The organism is Variovorax sp. PCZ-1 (assembly GCF_018413605.1).
Classification (GTDB): Bacteria; Pseudomonadota; Gammaproteobacteria; order Burkholderiales; family Burkholderiaceae_C; genus JANMDU01.
The window spans coordinates 49,039-66,474 of the sequence record NZ_JAHCDN010000003.1 but is presented as its reverse complement, the minus strand read 5'-3'; the positions used below and the strand labels follow the sequence as shown (position 1 = coordinate 66,474).

Genomic DNA, 17,436 nt, shown 5'->3' with positions numbered 1-17,436 from the left:
TGATTTTAGGCGCATCGCCTCGTGGCAGACTAGACCAGCAAAGCAGAAGCGTCTTGGGAGGTCAGTCGTTTAACGTGTTCGATCAACGTTGCATCTGTGTAAGGCTTGGTGAGATACAAATCCACGCCTGCTTCTTCGGCCATTTCCCGGTGTTTGTCGCTGGCGCGCGAGGTGATCATCACGATCGGCGTACCCATGAACTGGGGCAGCTCGCGCAGACGTTTGGTGAGTTCCAAACCGTTCAAGTTGGGCATTTCCAGATCGGTGAGCACAATCGCGGGCGCCCGGCTGCGCACCACTTCCAACGCCAAGAAGCCATCAGCCGCTGTAACAACGTCGTAACCCGCATCTTCGAGCAATTGCTCCATGGAGCGGCGCACGGATAAGGCATCATCCACCACCAACACACGGGTGCGTTGCACGGCCATTCGGCGGCGCAACGCAAGCGATGAGCCTGCGCGGCGCGTGGTTTGAGAGGCGCGCTCCAGTGCCGCCACATCCAATAAAAACATCGGGCGGCCATCGTTGCGCAGCGCTCCGCCCACCACACCTGCAATTCGGCGTGCCAAGCGCCCGACGTCTTGCAAAATCAATTCTCGTGCATCGACGACGGCATCCACAATCACAGCCACAGTTTGCGTAGCACCGCGGCACAGCACCGCTGGCTTGCCCGCTAGCGAGGCGGTGGTGTGGGTATCTTCGAAGCCCAGCCACACACCCAAGGGATACACAGGGTATTCTTGTCCCAAGTGGCGTAACACGGGTGATGCACCTGGAATGATCTCCACCTCATCAGCAGCGAGCGCCTGCACGACCTGGTCAGAAGGCAGTGCCACCTCTTCTTGGGCGGATTGCACAATCAGAGCCTGCACAGCGCCGCTGGAGACGGGCACACGAACGATGAATCGTGAGCCAGCATAGGGCTGGCTTTCAATATCCAGGCGACCTTTGAGACCAGAAACACGGTCATTGACCACATCCATGCCCACGCCACGACCAGAGACTTCCGTGACCTCGCCTTTGGTAGAAAACCCAGGGCGCAAAATCAAGCGCCGCATCTCGTCTTCAGACAGCTCCGTGCCTTGCTCGATCAAGCCATACTCCACGGCCTTGTCGTAAATCGTTGGCAGATCCAAGCCTTTCCCATCATCTGCGCAGATGAGTTCGACATCTTGACCGACGCGGCGGAAGCTCAATGTGATGGTACCGACCTCGTTCTTGCCCAGCATATGGCGCTCTTCGGTTGATTCGAGGCCATGGTCCACCGCGTTGCGCAGCAAATGCAAGAGTGGCTCAGTCAAGCGAGTGAGCACGTCAGCATCGAGCGTGGTGTTGTCGCCTTCAACAACCAACTGCGCTTGCTTGCCCGTCGAGGCTGCCGTTTGCGCCACGTTACGCTTCAATCGCGGCAAGATACTTTTCACTGGCACGAGTCGCGCGCCTAGCAAGTCTCGGTGTTGCTCGCGCTGGATTTGGTCTTCATCTCGGATGAGCTGCTGTGCAAGTGCGACTTGGTTGCGCGCTTCACGCGCCAGCTCCAACTCGTCTTGCACAGCTTCTGTGACGAAACGGGAAAGTGTGTAGAGCGCGTCATAGCGATCCATCTCGAGCGGATCGAAACTCTCACCCGATTCTTTTTGACCGCGCAGTTGCACCACCTGCTTGTCCACCGTTTGCTCCAACTCGCGCAAGCGGCGAGCGAGTTCAGCATGGCTGACTTCAATCGCCGAGAGGCGATCATTCGCGGTGCGTACCAACTGCCCAACGCGCTGCGAAGCCACGATGGATTGCGTTGCTCGGCGCAGCACACGGCTCAAACGATCCACACCGACGCGCAACATTTGCACATCGGCGCTCTGGGGCTCGTTTTGACCTGCATTTATGCTGTTTGCCGGCGTAATATCTGCGCGGAATGCTACTACATTCATAGCGCCCTGCGCTGCAAGCGGCTCGGGCGACTGAGCGGCTGCGACACCTTGGCGAATCCAATTGACCCAATCGATCAAGCGCTGTAAACATTCTTGCGCGCCGCCAGGTGGAGCCTCCTCGCCCTGCAAGTGAGCCACCATATGCTGCAGAATGCCGACAGAGTGACGCATATCCTGCAAGGCGGCGCTGTTACTGCCCTCGCCGGCTTGGACTTGTTCAATCGTCCACTCCATCACATCTTCCAGCCGATGTGCAATACGGCCAATGCCAGGCAAGCCAATGATGTTGCCCGAACCTTTGAAGGTGTGGGCAATGCGTTGCGCTTCGATCATGCGCGCGGAATCAGCCTTGCCGGCTACCAGCTCATCCAAATAGCCCATCAAGCGCTCAAGTTGCTCGGGGGCATCTTGCAACATGGCAGACAGTAGGCCGCCATCCACATCATCGGTCTGCAAGCTCACGTCTTCAAGCGTCGCATCTTCCACCACGGCTTGTGCAGCGGCAGCTTCTTCAGAGGTCAGTGCTGGCGGGACGAGGAGTTGTGCATGCAACACACTCAAGGCCGCGTCATCCGTGGCCTGAGGACAGGCTTTCAGGTAAGCAATGATGGCTTGCGCTGTGGCTGCCTGTGCTGGAGATTCGAGATAGGCCAGAGCGGGTGTCGTCCAACCGGCAAGCCATTGAAGGCTGGCATGGTCGGGCGACATCATCTGCAACTGCGTGAATTGCGAGACCTGCGAGAGAAAATTGCCCCAACCGTCCAGGCTCACCAATGCACTGGCTTGCACCGAGCGCTCAATATAGCCCACGACCGGTTCGAGCAAGGCAGCCGCTTCTCCTGGCTGCGCTGCGGCATCAAGCGCTGCCTGCTGCGCCATGGGCACATCCAGTGCAAACTCTTCATGCAGCAGAGCGAGCAGATCGCTGATATTCATCTGGGCAAACCTGGGTGCTTTAGGCCAACTTGAACTGACCCACCGCCGCTGTCAACTGGCGTGATGAGTCGGCCAGCATCTGCGTCGAAGTGGTTTGTTCGGCAATAGCGGCCGAGGTCTGCTCTGTACCGGCATTGATCTCCACAACGGACTTCTGCAAATCGGCCGCCAACCGGGCTTGCTGCTCAGAGAACTGCGCAATCTGGCGCACCAAGCTCACGAGCTGTTGGGTCGTTTGCTGCGTTTGGTTCATCTGCACACCGGCGCGCTGCGCGAGCTCAGACTGACGCACCACGTCGCCGATCAATCGGTTCACCGTGAAGAGCGTTTCGTTCGTCTCAGCTTGAATGTTGCCCACCAGCTGAGAGATTGTTGACGTTGCTTGGCGTGAGCTATCCGAGAGGCGCTGCACCTCTTCAGCCACCACCGCGAAACCGCGGCCTGCTTCACCAGCTGTGGCCGCTTGCATGGAAGCATTCAAAGCCAGAACGTGCGTGCGCTCCGAGATCGCGTTGATCAGCTGCACAGCGGTAGAAATTTCTTGTGAGCGCTCACCCAATCGTTTGAAGCGCTTTTCCATGTCCGAGATGGATTCACGCAACTGATCCATACCCTGCACCGTACCCTGCACCGCCGCCAGCGCGTTTTGCGTTGCGTCGGTGGCCACACCAGCAGCCTTGTTGGATTGCTCAGACAATTCAGCCACTTGAGCGAGCTGTGTGGTCGCTTGCGTGAGGTTACTCGACATGGCCTGCAAAGCATCACGTTCAGCACGCGCCGTTTCTTCCACCATCACGGATTGCACTCGCACAGATTCAGAAGTCATCGCCAGCTGTTCGGCAATTTTCTGCACATCGGTCAGCGTACGTCCGGTCTCATCCGAGAACTGGTTAATAGAAGAGGCTACCGTACCAATAATGTCTTCCGTCACCGGAGCTCGTGCGGTCAAGTCTTTGTTAGAGAGCTGGAACACCGCCTGCAGCAAGTCAATCACGGAGTTGTTGAGCGTCTCATTTTCTTTTGCGGATTTTTCCAGCGCAGCAATACGGTCATCCAGCAGGCCGTCGAACGCACGACCCAGATCGCCAATCTCATCTTTCTCGACAAGCTGGCTTCGCGCCGCGGTCTCTCCGCTGGCGACCTTTTGCACAGTATCAGACAGGGTTTGAATGGGCTTTAAGAACTGGCGCAAGAAAACTGACACCGCGAAACCTGCGATGGCCACCACGCCCAAACCAATGATCAAGGCTCGTAAAAATGATTGACGGTTGAGGTTATTGATGGGCTCGTCTGCTTCTGCCGCATCAATCTTTGCAACCATGCCCCAGTTCAGGCCTTGCACCTTGAGCGGGCCATAAGCACCATAGCTTGGAATACCTCGATAGTCAGCAAACTCCAAATAGCCTTCTTGCCCCGAAAGTGATGCTTTCGTATCATCCGTATCCACAGAAACCAAACCGATAGACGTTTCTTTTTTGAGCAGTGAAGATTTGGCGGCAGCGGAGAGCTTGCTGCCCAACGCGTCTGCGAATGTGGTTTTGTTTTCGATCACGTATCGCGCATTTGTGCGCATGAGCTTATCGGAGCCGACCAAGAAGATGTCGCCTGTCTTGCCCAAACCAATCTTCTCCCAAGCTTTGCCTGAGCTCATGGCTTCGGTGATTTTGTCAATCGGGTATTGCATCGCAATCACGCCAATTTGGCGATCACCATCAAATACAGGCGCTGCGGCGAAAGCCGCTTGGTCGTCATAAGAGGCCAGGTAAGTCGCGAAGTCAGAAAGATATACCGCATCACGATTAGGCGATTGCTTCATTTTTTCATAAGCTTCGGCCAGCTTTGTGCCAGAAGCAATGCCTTTGGTCAGTGAGGTGCCGAAATCCAGCTCCTTAAACACGGTGTAGACAATGTTATCGGTCTCTGTATCGATCAAGAAAATATCGTAGAACTCGGATAGCTTTTGCGCACGCTCGAAGCCAGGGTGGAATTGCGCATGCGCTTGACCGTAAGCCGAGGCAGCATCGGGGCGCACGAGGCGCTCTTTCTGACCCAAGGGATTGGGGTTACGCACAATGAATTCGGATTGAAGTGCCAAACCATTGGGATCCATTGCTGCAATGAACTTAGCCAAATCTGGTGAAGCGCCAGCATTGCGCTTGGCGTATTCAGGTGCAAATTGGTCTTGTGTGTATTTCGCGATCTCCGCGCTCGCTGCTGCGGCATCAATGGCTTTGTCTTTTGCGGCGCTTGTAAACGCAGGTTTAAAACTGCGCATAGCATCAATGGTTGAGCGCTGCGCGGCCAAAGTTTGCAGTGCGCGTACGCGCGAGTTGATCTCGTCAGTCACCTGCTGGCGCTTGGTATCGCGCAATGAGTTAAGTTGGTTTTGAGTACGTTCCTCAAGGGCCGTATCCGCCAGCGTAGACGCGCCTTGCCATAGCAGAGCCGCGGTGATGGTCACAGGGATCAGTGTCAGTAGGCCTGCGCCAATCAGCATTTTTTGCCGGATATTCATGGTGTGCGCTCCGAATCCATCAAAGTGTGTGGGTAACTAAACAAAACAACAATATTTATACCTGTGCTAACTCATCGCTCAAGGCGGCGAGCAGGCGCTCGGCATCAATTTCCAAAAACTCATGACCCGCGCTATTGCTACCGACGCCTGTGCACAGCTCACGCAGACGTGGCGGCAAGGCGCTGGCATAGGTGAGTGCGCGCTGTTCGTAGCCCAGCTGCTGCGGCAGACCCTCGAAAGCGATCGCAATCGCATCACCCGTTGTATCGGCAGAGCTTTGTGTACCCGACAGGCCACCAATCAATAGTCGCTGCTGGCGGGCCGAAGCAGGCATGCTCTGGTTCAGATAGGCTTGGAGATCAACGACTGGCAAGATATTGCCATCGACGTTTGCAGCGCCCAAAAGCCAACCGGGTGCTTTGGGCACCGGGCTGAGCTCGAATTGATCGACGATTTGGCGTGCCCAATCAAATGGGAATGCCAGTGCCCAAGAGCCGCAGAGAATTCCTTGAGCGAGTTTCAAAGCAGATACTTGCCCGAGATCAAATGGTGCCCAGAATCTGGTCAGCTGTGTAGGGCTTGGTCACATAGCCTTTGGCCCCCAGCATTTGAGCAAATACGCGATCTGCTTTTTGATCTTTTGAAGTGACAAATACCACCGGGATGCCCTTGGTTGCAGGGTCTTGCATCAGCTGGCGTGTTGCAGAAAAACCATCGAGCCCAGGCATGTTCACATCCATCATGATCAGATCAGGCACTTCAGCTTTGGCTTTGGCCACTGCTTCTGCACCAGAAGCGGCTGTTACGACCACCCATCCAGCATCTGCAAAGATGCGCTGCAGGTTTTGCGAATCCACGGGTGCATCATCAACCACTAATACTTTTTTCATACAACTTCACTCCAAAAACTACCAACGCGACGCATTGGACTGTATGTTACCCACGCATCACGCTGATAAGCATGATGCCCCTCTTTCACTCACTTGACTGACCGTGAAAACCCCGACCCGCTGTTGTTGCCAAAGTTGGTTTCTTGGAAGCCGCGCGCGACATTGCGATCATGCTTGGCAAGCACAGCGATGAGATCGCGTTCGTTCAGTGGCTTGGTCAAGTAAGCATCACAGCCAGCGAGTGTGCCGCGAATTTTGTCAATCGTGCCGCCACGGCTGGTGAGCATGACGACCACGGGTGGTTTGCCATCTGAATACTTGCGCTGCTTGATGGCGCGGCAAGTTTGATAACCATCTAAGCCTTCCATCATCACGTCTAGGAAAACGAATTTATAGGGGCGGGTGTTCATTTTGCCCAAGGCCTCTTCGCCTGAATTCACCAAATCGGCGTGGAAGCCAAAGCGCGAGAGACGATTGCGCATGAATTTAAGCGCGATATCGCTGTCGTCCACCACCAAGATGTGATCGACATCCATGGCGCTGTCTGGGGGTACGGTCTTCGCTGCACCTAAGCCGGTCATGTTGTCATCAGCGCGCGAGGACTCAAACTTTGGCAATGCGCCTGCACCCGTGCGCACAGAGCGGCGTAGGGTGGAATCGGGGCCTTTTGCAGAGGATGCCGAAGAACTCGGCGCAGCCGTGCTATGTGCAACTGCCGCTGAAGCCGTTGGAGAAGCGGGGCGTGCGGTAATTGGAGAGGAGCTGGGAGCACGCATCGCCGTCAAATCTGCCGGCACGGTGGCTGCAGCAGCTGGTGCTGCTGGCGCGAGTAAGCTCTCTACCGTGGCCAAGACCTTCATCAAATTGAGTGGGCGACGCTGCAGTATCCAGCCCGTGCCACCATCTTGACTGCCTATCAGGAGCACTTGCGCAGCGGGCTTGGCGGCAATGCATTGGCGCAGGACGGACGCATCGTCTGCATTCACAACAGCCAAATGAGCCTGCGCAGCGTCTTCTACCAATTGATAGCCTGGCGGGCGACGGGCAGCCAAGCGGAAGAAGGATTCAAACGTGACCTTTTCAAAAGATGAAAAGCCCACCAGAACGATTTTGTGTGGCTGACTCATAGCGCGTCTCCATGCAAGCCTGCATCAGCCTTGGCAAGCAAAGCTGAAGGGAAAAAATCCAGAAAAATCATAGGCTTGAACAGTATTGTTAGTAAATTAGTAGCAGTTTATTCTATAGAAACACACTGACTTTGCCTAGGGCAGAGCGACACAAATCGATCATTGTGAGGGGCTCTTGCTGCAGTGTGCAAAGGCCACGAGCATAATCCATTGAAATCTCTAGAGAAAATCATCATGCCAGCTAACACCAGTGCCTACGACTTCCATGCTCTTGATATCCATGGCAAGAAGGTCATGTTGAAGAAATATGCCGGACGGGTGTTGCTAATTGTTAACACCGCGAGCAGCTGTGGCTTCACGCCTCAATACAAAGGTCTGCAGGCCTTGCACGAAAAATACGAAACACAAGGCTTGGTGGTGCTGGGTTTTCCCTGCAATCAATTTGGCGCGCAAGAATCGGGCAATGAAGAAGAAATCGCCTCGTTTTGCGAAATGAATTTCGGCGTGAGCTTCCCGCTGATGGGTAAAGTGGATGTGAATGGCGACGATGCCACACCATTGTTCAAATGGCTCAGCGAAGAAGCTCCTGGCTTATTGGGAAGCAAAGCGATCAAGTGGAATTTCACCAAATTTTTAGTAGGCAGAGATGGGCAAGTGATCAAACGCTATGCCCCACAAGACACGCCTCAAAGTCTGGTGAAAGACATTGAGGCGGCTTTGGCTTGAGTTGTCTGCTATATATTTGGTAGCATTCTGCGCAGATTCTATGCCGGCGAACGGCATTAAATGCATTTAAAGCTGCCTCATCAGCCGATCCATTAGCTGCACTGCCAAAGGCCCTGCTACTTCGCGTACAAAGCTGGGGAAATCAACATGCGCGTTGTCATCGGCCTTGTCGGAGATGCTTCGCACTGCTGCAAACGGGATGCGGTAGTCGTGGCAAACCTGCGCAATCGCTGCGCCTTCCATTTCGACACAGAGCGCATCCGGCAGATCGTTGCGCAGGGTTTGCACTTCTGAGGCGCTGCTGACGAAGCGATCGCCGCTGATGATCAATCCTTCATGGATTTTGAAGGGTTTGGGGCTGTTCGCGGGCGTATTGATTGCGCGGAGTGCTTCTAAAATAATAGTGATTAACTCAGCATTGCCTTCAAATTTGCTGATGCCCGTGTAGGGAACCTCAAAGCGCGGGAAGAGTGGCGAGGCATCCATATCGTGCTGCAAATAGCTGCTGCCCAAGACCACATCTCCAACTTGGATGTGAGTGGCTACTGCGCCTGCAACCCCTGTGAAAATGATGCGCTGCACCTGATGCCGCTCAATCAGCATCGTTGCAGTAGTGGCTGCCGCGACTTTGCCCACACCCGCCAATGCCAGAATCACTGGCTTTTTATGAATCAAACCGAGCTCTAGACGGCGTGAAATCTGCGCAAGATGCTCATGATTTGATAGCAATTGAAGGAGGCCCGCTTGTTCTTCGGGAAGGGCGCTGATGATGGCAGTGGTCATGAAGGGCAGTTTATCCCCTTGCCAAGAAACGGGCTTTACATTTATTAATCAATCGTTTGATTAAATCGATTATGATCGCGCCCCATGCTCCAAAACCCTAGTATTCCGACCAAGCTTGAACCAGAGCACAACGAATCGCGCCAATGCCTGCTGCATGCGGCGCTGCGCTGTTTTGCCGAGCATGGGTTTGTCAAAACGACGACTCGCATGATTGCCGACTCTGCAAAAGCGAATGTGGCGGCCATTCGCTACTACTTTGGCGATAAAGCCGGCATCTACCGTGCGGCCTTCATTGAGCCGATGGGGCAGCCGCAAGACGATATTGAGCTGTTTGACGATCCGAAGCTGACCTTGGAACAAGCCTTGCAAGGTCTTTATTCCGGCTTCATTGAGCCGCTCAAACAAGGCGAATTGGTGCAGCTGTGCACCAAGCTGCACATGCGCGAGATGGTGGAGCCGACTGGCTTGTGGAAAGAAGAGATTGACCATGGCATTGCGCCTTATCACCAAGCTTTGGTGAAGGTGCTGTGCCGTCATCTGCAGATCACACAAGAAGACGATGATGTACACCGCTTAGCGATCTGCATTGTGGCGCAGGCGGTTTTTTTGTACATGGGACGTGAGGTGTTGCAAGCGGTGCGGCCAGGCTTGATGGACAGCACGCAGGCACTGGATGTGATGGGCGAGCGCCTCGTGCAATACGCCACGGCCTTGGTGAATGCCGAACAGCAACGCCGACACATGCTGCCCCCAGCGGCATCAGCGAATTAAAGGAACGACGAAATGAATTTGAAATTAAATCTCATCGCGCTCTGCGTGCCGCTCTTGGCAGCATGCGGCAGCGCCGTGAAAATGCCCGAAGCCGCGCAGGTGCAAAGCGACGCGCAAATCCGCGCGGCCTCAGCCTGGCAAGCTCCCCTGCCGCACAACGGCAGCACAGTACAGCTGAGTAACTGGTGGACACAACTGGGCGATCCGGTGTTCGATGAGCTCATGCAAGCTGCGCAAACTGGCAATGCCAATCTCGCTGCAGCGCTCACGCGCATCGCGCAAGCCCGCACAGGTATCGCGCGTGCTGACGATGCCATCACGCCAAGCTTGAACTTGAATGCGCAGGGCAGCCGGGGCGTGCAGCAGCCCAAAGCGCCGCCAGCCACCAGCCTATCTGTTGGTGTGCAGGCCTCATGGGAGCTGGATTTATGGGGTGCGAATCAGGCCACCTTGAGCGCTGCTCAGCTGCGCGCGCGCGGTGCAGAGCTATCGTGGCATGAGGCGCGAGTGGCCGTTGCGGCTGAGATGGCCAGTGCCTACACAGGCTACCGTTACTGTGAAAATCTGCTTGCCCTGACGCTACGCGATGCCGAATCGCGCAACGAGACGGCACGCTTGGCTGAGCTCACGGCCAAGGCCGGGTTCTCGGCGCCTGCGGTTGCTCAACTGGCGCGAGCCAGCAGCTTGGATGCCGGCAGCTCCGTCACAGCCACGCAGGCGCAATGCGATGCGCAGATCAAGTCGCTGGTAGCACTCAGCGGCATGGCTGAGCCCACGTTGCGTGAGAAATTAAAGGCTAATTCGGCTGCGGCCGGCAAGATATCTGCGCAGGCAGCTATGTTTTCTATAGCAAATGCTGTTACACAAGTGCCTGCTCAGCTGCTGGCTCAGCGCCCTGATATTGCAGCCGCTCAGCAAGCCGTGACTGCCGCCGCGCTTGATATCCGCACTGCGGATGCACGCCGCTATCCATCGCTGAGTTTGAATGGCAACATCGGTGCAGGCAGCGTGCGCCAAATGGGCATGACGAGTGAGGGCCTCACCTGGGGCATTGGCCCGATTGCATTGAATCTGCCACTGACGAATCAGGCCTCCACACGCAGCAACACCGAAGCGGCCGTGGCCGCTTACAACGAAGCCGTGATCAACCTGCAGGCGCGCTCGCGCCAAGCGGTGAGCGAAGTGGAAACAGCGCTCGTGCAACTCAATGCCGCAGCTCAACGCGGCACGCAAACCAAAGCCGCTGCCGAAGGCTACACAGCATCCCTGGCCGCGACGCAATCACGCTACCGCGCTGGATTGGCCAGCTTGGTCGAGCTAGAGGATGCGCGCCGCACGGCCCTCTTCGCCCAACAAAACCAACTGGCCGTCGAGCGCGATCGCATCGCCGCTTGGATCAGCCTCTACCGCGCCACAGGCGGTGGATGGACGGCCGATGCACCCATCAACGCAGCCCTGAACACACCCGCCAAATAAGTTCACCCACATACCGACGGACCCACATCATGACTTTCTCCAAAAAGCCACTTACTATTATTTTGATAGCTATCGGCGCAATCTCCTTACCGGCAATCGGCCTGTTTTCTTCAAAAACTCAAGCGCAGAATGCGCCAGCAGCTGCGCCTGCTGCCAAGGCTGCGCTCAGTGTGAGCAGCATCAGCCCCAGCAGCGGCGCTTTGGCTATCAAGCTCAGTGCCAATGGTTCGGTGGCCGCATGGCAAGAAGCGAGTATTGGCGCAGAAGTCAATGGCCTCAAGCTCAATGATGTGCGCGTGAACGTGGGCGATGTGGTGCGCAAAGGCCAAGTGCTGGCCACCTTCTCAGCCGAGACGGTGCAAGCCGATCTTCTGCAAGCGCAGGCCACATTGGCGGAAGCTGAAGCCAGCGCAGCCGCTGCGAGTGCGGATGCGCAGCGCGCCGCCACGCTCAAAGACACGGGCGCTTTATCTGCCCAGCAAATCGCGCAGTTCAACACTGCCGAGGCCACAGCCAAAGCCCGTGTGCAAGCTGCCAAAGCCATGCTTGCCGCCGCACAAGTGCGCCGCAACAATGCGCAACTCACCGCGCCTGATAACGGCATCATCTCCGCCCGCAATGCCACCGTCGGCTCCGTGGTGGGCGCAGGTGCCGAGCTCTTTCGTATGGTGCGACAAGGCCGTTTGGAGTGGCGCGCGGAAGTCACCAGCAGCGAGATTGCCAAGATCAAGCCAGGGGCTGCCGTGAGCGTCACTGCAGCCAGCGGCGCGACTGTGAATGGCAAGGTGCGCATGGTTGCTCCCACAGTCGATCCCGTCACACGCAATGCGTTCGTGTATGTGGATATTCCACAGCACGCAGATATCAAAGCCGGCATGTATGCCAAGGGCGACTTTAACCTCGGTACACAAAATGCATTGACCTTACCTCAGCAAGCTTTGGTGTTGCGTGATGGCTTCACTTACGCCATGCGCATTGAGCCAAGCAACAAGATCACGCAGGTCAAGTTGCAAACCGGCAAGCGCAGCGGCGATGCCGTGGAAATCCTCTCGGGCGCGAAAGCCGGCGAGAGGTTCGTGGCATCGGGCGCAGCCTTCTTGGCTGATGGCGATACCGTCAAAGTCGTGGCGAAGTAAAAGCAATCGAAGGATCAACCATGAACGTTTCCGCTTGGTGCATACGCAACCCGATTGCCGCCATCATGTTTTTCGTGATGCTGTGCTTTGCCGGCACGCTGGGCTATCAAAACATGAAAGTGCAAAACTTTCCTGATTTGGATGTGCCCAACATCATCATCACCGCCAGCTTGCCCGGCGGCTCGCCCGCTCAGCTTGAAACCGAGGTGGCGCGCAAGATTGAAAATTCGATTGCAGCTTTGGCAGGCTTGAAGAATATCTACACCAAAGTGCAAGATGGTGTGGTCACGATCACCGCTGAATTCCGCATCGAAAAATCTACGCAAGAAGCGCTGGACGAAACCCGCTCTGCTGTGCAACAGGTGCGAGCCGATTTACCTGCTGACTTGCGCGATCCAATTGTGAGCAAGGTCAATATTTCGGGCGGCCCCGTGCTGGCTTACACGATTCGCATTCCCTCGATGGACGATGAGGCATTGAGCTGGTTTGTGGACGACACGCTCACGCGCCGCTTGTTGGCAGTTCCCGGCGTGGGCTCAGTCAACCGTGTGGGCGGCGTGAACCGCGAGGTGCGCATCACACTCGATACAGCCAAGATGCAATCGCTGGGCGTAAGTGCGGCAGCGGTCTCGCGCCAGCTGCGTGATGTGCAAATGGAAACCGCCGGTGGTCGTACGAACTTGGGCACGAGCGAGCAGCCCGTGCGCACCCTGGCCACGGTGAAATCTGCTGCAGAAATCGCAGCGATTGAACTTTCTCTTGGCGCCAACGGGCAAAAAATCCGCCTCGATCAAATCGCCGAAGTCAAAGACACGATTGCCGAGCAACGCTCTAGCGCTTTGCTCAATGGCGTGCCCGTGGTGGGCTTTGAAATTGCACGCAGCAAAGGCGCGAGCGAGGTCGATGCAGGCCGTGGCGTGCGCAAGGCTTTGGAGGAGATCAAGCTCGCCCGCCCCGATATGCAGCTCACGGAGGCGTTTGACTTTGTGACGCCAGTGGAAGAAGAATATTCGGCATCGCTCACCTTGCTGGCTGAAGGTGCTGCGCTGGCCGTGCTGGTGGTGCTGCTGTTCTTGCGCGATTGGCGAGCCACCTTCGTCTCTGCGGTGGCTTTGCCTTTATCGGTAATTCCTGCCTTTATCGGCATGAATTACTTGGGCTTCTCCATCAACGTCGTCACCCTGCTCGCACTCTCACTCGTCATCGGCATTTTGGTGGACGATGCGATTGTGGAAGTGGAGAATATCGTGCGCCATTTGCGCATGGGCAAAACACCCTACCAGGCAGCGATGGAAGCTGCAGATGAGATTGGCGTGGCCGTGATTGCGATCACTTTCACTTTGATCGCGGTGTTTTTGCCCACCGCCTTCATGAGCGGCATCGTGGGCAAATTCTTCAAGCAATTTGGCTGGACGGCGGCGCTCGCGGTGTTCGCCTCGCTCGTGGTCGCGCGCATGCTCACACCCATGATGGCGGCCTATCTGCTCAAGCCGATCAAAGACGGTCATGTAGAAAAAGATGGCGCGCTCATGACTTGGTACATGAATGTGAGCCGCTGGTGTTTGAAGCATCGCCTGATCACCGTGGTAGCCGCGATAGCTTTCTTTGTCGGCTCGCTGTTTTTGATTCCATTGTTACCCACAGGCTTCATCCCACCCGATGACAACTCACAGACACAAGTGAACTTAGAGCTTCCACCGGGCACCAAACTCGCCGAGACGAAAGTGGCTGCAGAAGCGGCGCGCTTGCTCGTGAGCAAAGTTGAGCATGTGAAATCGGTGTACACCACGATTGGTGGCGGCGCGGCGGGCAGTGATCCGTTTGCACCCGGCGGCGCGGCAGAAGCACGCAAAGCCACACTCACAATTTTGCTGGCCGAGCGCGGCACACGCCCGCGCAAGCAAGGCATTGAAAACAACATCCGCAAAGCCCTGGAAGAATTGCCTGGCGTGCGCAGCAAAGTCGGCTTGGGCGGCTCAGGTGAGAAATACATCCTGGCCTTGCAGGGCGATGATCCACTGGCTTTGGCCGCTGCCGCTGCGGCCGTGGAGCGCGATTTGCGCACGATTCCCGGCCTGGGCTCTGTCGCATCGAGCGCCTCCTTGGTGCGGCCGGAGCTAACCGTGCGCCCAGATTTCGCACGCATGGCCGACTTGGGTGTCACGAGTGCGGCCATTGGCGAAACCTTGCGAATTGCCACCGTGGGCGATTACGATTCTTCATTGCCTAAGCTCAATCTGGCGCAGCGCCAAATTCCTATCGTCGTACGCTTGTCCGACGATGCGCGCGACAACTTAAGCGCCATTGAGCGTCTGATGGTGCCAGGCGCACGCGGCCCGGTGATGCTCAGTCAAGTGGCCACGATTGAACTCTCAGGCGGCCCAGCCGTGATTGATCGCTTCAACCGCGCTCGCAACGTGCAGTTTGAGGTGGAATTGTCTGGCTTGCCTTTGGGTGAAGTCACGGCTGCTGTCGACAAGCTGCCTGCGATTCAAAACTTGCCTGCGGGTGTGAAGCAAGTGGTGATTGGTGATGCCGAGGTGATGGGCGAACTCTTCGCCAGCTTCGGCTTAGCCATGCTCACTGCCGTGCTTTGCATTTACATCGTGCTCGTGCTGCTCTTCAAAGATTTCTTGCACCCGATGACGATTTTGGTGGCGCTCCCACTCTCTCTCGGTGGCGCCTTCGTGGCTCTACTGGTGGCCGATAAGAGCTTCTCCATGCCGTCGCTGATTGGCTTGATCATGCTGATGGGTGTGGCGACGAAGAACTCGATTCTCTTGGTGGAGTATGCGATTGAAGCGCGACGCGGCAAACCAGCAACTGACACGCAGCCTGCGCAAGCCCCCATGAGCCGCACCGAAGCTTTGCTCGATGCCTGCCACAAACGAGTACGCCCGATTGTGATGACCACCATTGCCATGGGCGCAGGCATGACGCCGATTGCCATGAGCTGGGGCGCAGCAGATGGCAGCTTCCGCTCCCCCATGGGCGTGGCCGTGATCGGTGGTCTGATCACCAGCACCTTTCTCTCGCTCTTGGTGATTCCCGCAGTGTTCACCTTTGTCGATGATTTCAAAGAAGGTATGGCTGGTGGCTGGTGGCGCAAGTTCAAGCGCCGTGGTTCTGCGCAGGGCGCAGCACAGCAGCCCGTTGAATTGCCTTCGGGTCGCTGATTTCGGTATGCGCCCGCTCCAAGCCTTTGCCTGGAGCGGCTTGTGCGCCACACTTGCTGCGCTGTGCATCGCCGTTTGGTTGCTGCCCACAGATGTGCAAATCGCGATGCGTTGGCAGGCTGATACTTGGGTTTCCCAACCCTGGACGCTGTGGACGGCCAGTCTCACGCACTTGAGCGATGTGCATTTGCTGGTGAACCTGCTGGCTTTACTTGGCCTGGGCGTACTGGGACAACTCATTGGCATGCAGCGCGTGGACGCGCTCGCACTCCTACTGGCGTGGCCACTGCTGCATATGAGTTTGCTGCTGTGGCCTCAGATCCAGTTTTATGCTGGATTTTCAGGCTTAAATCATGCTCTCGCCGGCGTCATTGTTGCGCGAAGTGCTATAAATTTAATAGTGAATCGTAGGTGCCACATGCTCGCATTCCCGCTCACAGCGGTGCTGTTTGCCAAGATGATTTGGGAGATGCCGTGGGAGCAGCCGTTGCGCATGGATGCGAGTTGGGGCTTCTCCGTGGTCCAGGCAGCACACCTGACGGGCGTGGTGGCGGGCATGTTTGCCGTAGCAGCAATTCAGCTCGCGCGGATCTTTTTCACCAAGGCTGTGGTGGAGTAGCCATCCACAAACTGCAATGCCATGGCTTGACCGCCCCAGCTTTGCACCAGTTGTGCTTCAGGCAATTGGCTCATGTCGTAATCGCCACCTTTGACGATGATATCGGGGCGTATGGCTTCGATCAGTTCATAGGGTGTGTCTTCATCAAAAAACACCACCGCATCCACGCTGGCGAGCGCTGCGATCACATGAGCACGATCGTCCTGTTTGTTGAGCGGCCGATCAGGGCCTTTTCCAAGTCGCTTGGCCGATGCATCGGTGTTCAAGCCCACGATCAAGCTGCCGCCCAAAGCGCGCGCAGCCTCTAAGTAGCTCACATGGCCACGATGCAAGACATCAAACACCCCATTCGTGAAAACCACTGGTTTTTTTAAACCAAATCCCTCAATCGCCGGCGCAGAATCTGCGCGAGGTGCTATTATTTTTGAAGCAATCGACTTCGCCGCAGGCGCTGTCATTATGCGAGCTTAGGTGCTGCTGGAATGATTTGCGGCAGAGCCAAACCTTCTGCTTTGGCAGCCAAGCTTTGCGCCAACTCTTTGCGGTAACGATTGAGCTCAGATGCTGTGACGAAGCTGCGCTCCATCAGCAAGCTCATGTTGTGCAAAATGCGCTCGACCACTTTGGTCTCCCACACCGCATCAAAATTGATTTGCTTATCCAGCCAGTGCTCCAGCCACTCGGGATTGGGCAGGCGGCTTTGAATTGTGTCGCGCGGGAAGAGCGCTTTGTTCACATGCAAGTTTGTAGGGTGCAGAGCTTGCGCCGTGCGGCGCGCGCTAGCCATCAGCACGCCGACTTTGGTGAATGCGGATTTGGCCTCATCGCCAAACTTGCCAATCGCGCGCTTCATGTAGCGCAGGTAAGCGCCGCCATGTCGCGCTTCGTCTTGGCTGAGTGTGGTGTAGATGTGCTTGATGACCGGCTCTGTATGCCATTCGCTGGCGCGGCGATACCAATGGTTCAGGCGAATCTCGCCGCAGAAATGCAGCATGAGAGTTTCTAGCGCAGGAGCTGGCTCAAATTCAAAGCGTATATCGTGCAACTCTTGCTCGGTGGGTGCGAGATCGGGGCGGAAGCGCTTCAAGTATTCCATCAGCACCAGCGAATGCTTTTGCTCTTCAAAAAACCAAATCGACATGAAGGCCGAGAAATCAGAATCATCGCGGTTGTCGCGCAAAAACATTTCCGTGGCAGGCAGCGCAGCCCACTCGGTAATCGCATTCATCTTGATCGTCTGAGCTTGCTCATCGGAAAGCTTGGTGCCTTCAAAGGCGTGCCAAGGGATATCTTTGTCCATATCCCAACGGACGGATTCGAGCTGTTTGAATAATTCAGGGTAGAGCATTGCAG

General features: G+C 56.2%; 14 protein-coding genes. 6 read left to right on the top strand and 8 right to left on the bottom strand.

Features of this window, described 5'->3' with window-relative positions; all coding sequences use genetic code 11:
- Positions 1 to 29: 29 nt before the first annotated feature.
- The 5 genes from KIH26_RS13705 to KIH26_RS13685 form a co-directional block, all read right to left on the bottom strand.
- Positions 30 to 2,864 carry a hybrid sensor histidine kinase/response regulator gene (locus KIH26_RS13705; RefSeq protein WP_213446195.1) on the bottom strand — a complete coding sequence of 945 codons (2,835 nt, stop codon included), beginning with the start codon at positions 2,862 to 2,864 and terminating at the stop codon, positions 30 to 32.
- 19 nt (positions 2,865 to 2,883) lie between these two features.
- Entirely contained in the window at positions 2,884 to 5,379 is a 2,496-nt protein-coding gene (locus KIH26_RS13700) for a methyl-accepting chemotaxis protein (RefSeq protein WP_213446193.1), read from the bottom strand.
- Between the two features lie 55 nt (positions 5,380 to 5,434).
- Positions 5,435 to 5,902 (bottom strand): chemotaxis protein CheW, encoded by a 468-nt coding sequence (locus tag KIH26_RS13695; RefSeq protein WP_213446191.1) that lies wholly within the window; start codon positions 5,900 to 5,902, stop codon positions 5,435 to 5,437.
- A 19-nt stretch (positions 5,903 to 5,921) separates the two neighbouring features.
- A complete protein-coding gene (locus tag KIH26_RS13690; RefSeq protein ID WP_213446189.1) occupies positions 5,922 to 6,269 on the bottom strand; it encodes a response regulator in 348 nt (115 codons plus the stop codon).
- Between the two features lie 89 nt (positions 6,270 to 6,358).
- Positions 6,359 to 7,396 carry a response regulator transcription factor gene (locus KIH26_RS13685; protein ID WP_213446187.1) on the bottom strand — a complete coding sequence of 346 codons (1,038 nt, stop codon included), beginning with the start codon at positions 7,394 to 7,396 and terminating at the stop codon, positions 6,359 to 6,361.
- A gap of 234 nt (positions 7,397 to 7,630) precedes the next feature.
- On the opposite strand from KIH26_RS13685, the gene KIH26_RS13680 reads away from it, so the two are divergent.
- Positions 7,631 to 8,122, top strand: coding sequence for a glutathione peroxidase (locus tag KIH26_RS13680; RefSeq protein ID WP_213446185.1), 492 nt, complete (start codon positions 7,631 to 7,633; stop codon positions 8,120 to 8,122).
- A 66-nt stretch (positions 8,123 to 8,188) separates the two neighbouring features.
- Here the strand turns inward: KIH26_RS13680 and KIH26_RS13675 are convergent, their stop codons facing one another.
- Positions 8,189 to 8,905, bottom strand: a complete 717-nt coding sequence (locus KIH26_RS13675) for a 5'-methylthioadenosine/adenosylhomocysteine nucleosidase (RefSeq protein WP_213446183.1) — start codon at positions 8,903 to 8,905, stop codon at positions 8,189 to 8,191.
- Positions 8,906 to 8,989: 84 nt separating this feature from the next.
- Between KIH26_RS13675 and KIH26_RS13670 the strand changes: the two genes are divergently transcribed.
- The 5 genes from KIH26_RS13670 to rrtA are packed head-to-tail and all read left to right on the top strand — an operon-like array spanning position 8,990 to position 16,083.
- Entirely contained in the window at positions 8,990 to 9,676 is a 687-nt protein-coding gene (locus KIH26_RS13670; RefSeq protein ID WP_213446181.1) for a CerR family C-terminal domain-containing protein, read from the top strand.
- Positions 9,677 to 9,688: 12 nt separating this feature from the next.
- Complete coding sequence (locus KIH26_RS13665; RefSeq protein ID WP_213446179.1) at positions 9,689 to 11,152, top strand: efflux transporter outer membrane subunit; 1,464 nt, start codon at positions 9,689 to 9,691, stop codon at positions 11,150 to 11,152.
- 29 nt (positions 11,153 to 11,181) lie between these two features.
- Positions 11,182 to 12,288 (top strand): efflux RND transporter periplasmic adaptor subunit, encoded by a 1,107-nt coding sequence (locus tag KIH26_RS13660; protein ID WP_213446177.1) that lies wholly within the window; start codon positions 11,182 to 11,184, stop codon positions 12,286 to 12,288.
- A 20-nt stretch (positions 12,289 to 12,308) separates the two neighbouring features.
- Positions 12,309 to 15,464, top strand: a complete 3,156-nt coding sequence (locus KIH26_RS13655; protein WP_213446175.1) for an efflux RND transporter permease subunit — start codon at positions 12,309 to 12,311, stop codon at positions 15,462 to 15,464.
- A 7-nt stretch (positions 15,465 to 15,471) separates the two neighbouring features.
- Positions 15,472 to 16,083, top strand: a complete 612-nt coding sequence (rrtA, locus tag KIH26_RS13650) for a rhombosortase (protein ID WP_213446173.1) — start codon at positions 15,472 to 15,474, stop codon at positions 16,081 to 16,083.
- On the opposite strand, the gene rfaE2 is transcribed toward rrtA, so the two are convergent.
- Both rfaE2 and KIH26_RS13640 read right to left on the bottom strand, forming a co-directional pair.
- Positions 16,041 to 16,541 carry a D-glycero-beta-D-manno-heptose 1-phosphate adenylyltransferase gene (gene rfaE2, locus KIH26_RS13645; protein WP_213446171.1) on the bottom strand — a complete coding sequence of 167 codons (501 nt, stop codon included), beginning with the start codon at positions 16,539 to 16,541 and terminating at the stop codon, positions 16,041 to 16,043. The two genes, rrtA and rfaE2, sit on opposite strands and share 43 nt — an antisense overlap.
- On the bottom strand, positions 16,541 to 17,431 hold the full coding sequence (locus KIH26_RS13640; RefSeq protein ID WP_213446169.1) for a ferritin family protein: 891 nt from the start codon (positions 17,429 to 17,431) through the stop codon (positions 16,541 to 16,543). The genes rfaE2 and KIH26_RS13640 overlap by 1 nt, the downstream gene beginning before the upstream one ends.
- Positions 17,432 to 17,436 lie beyond the last annotated feature (5 nt).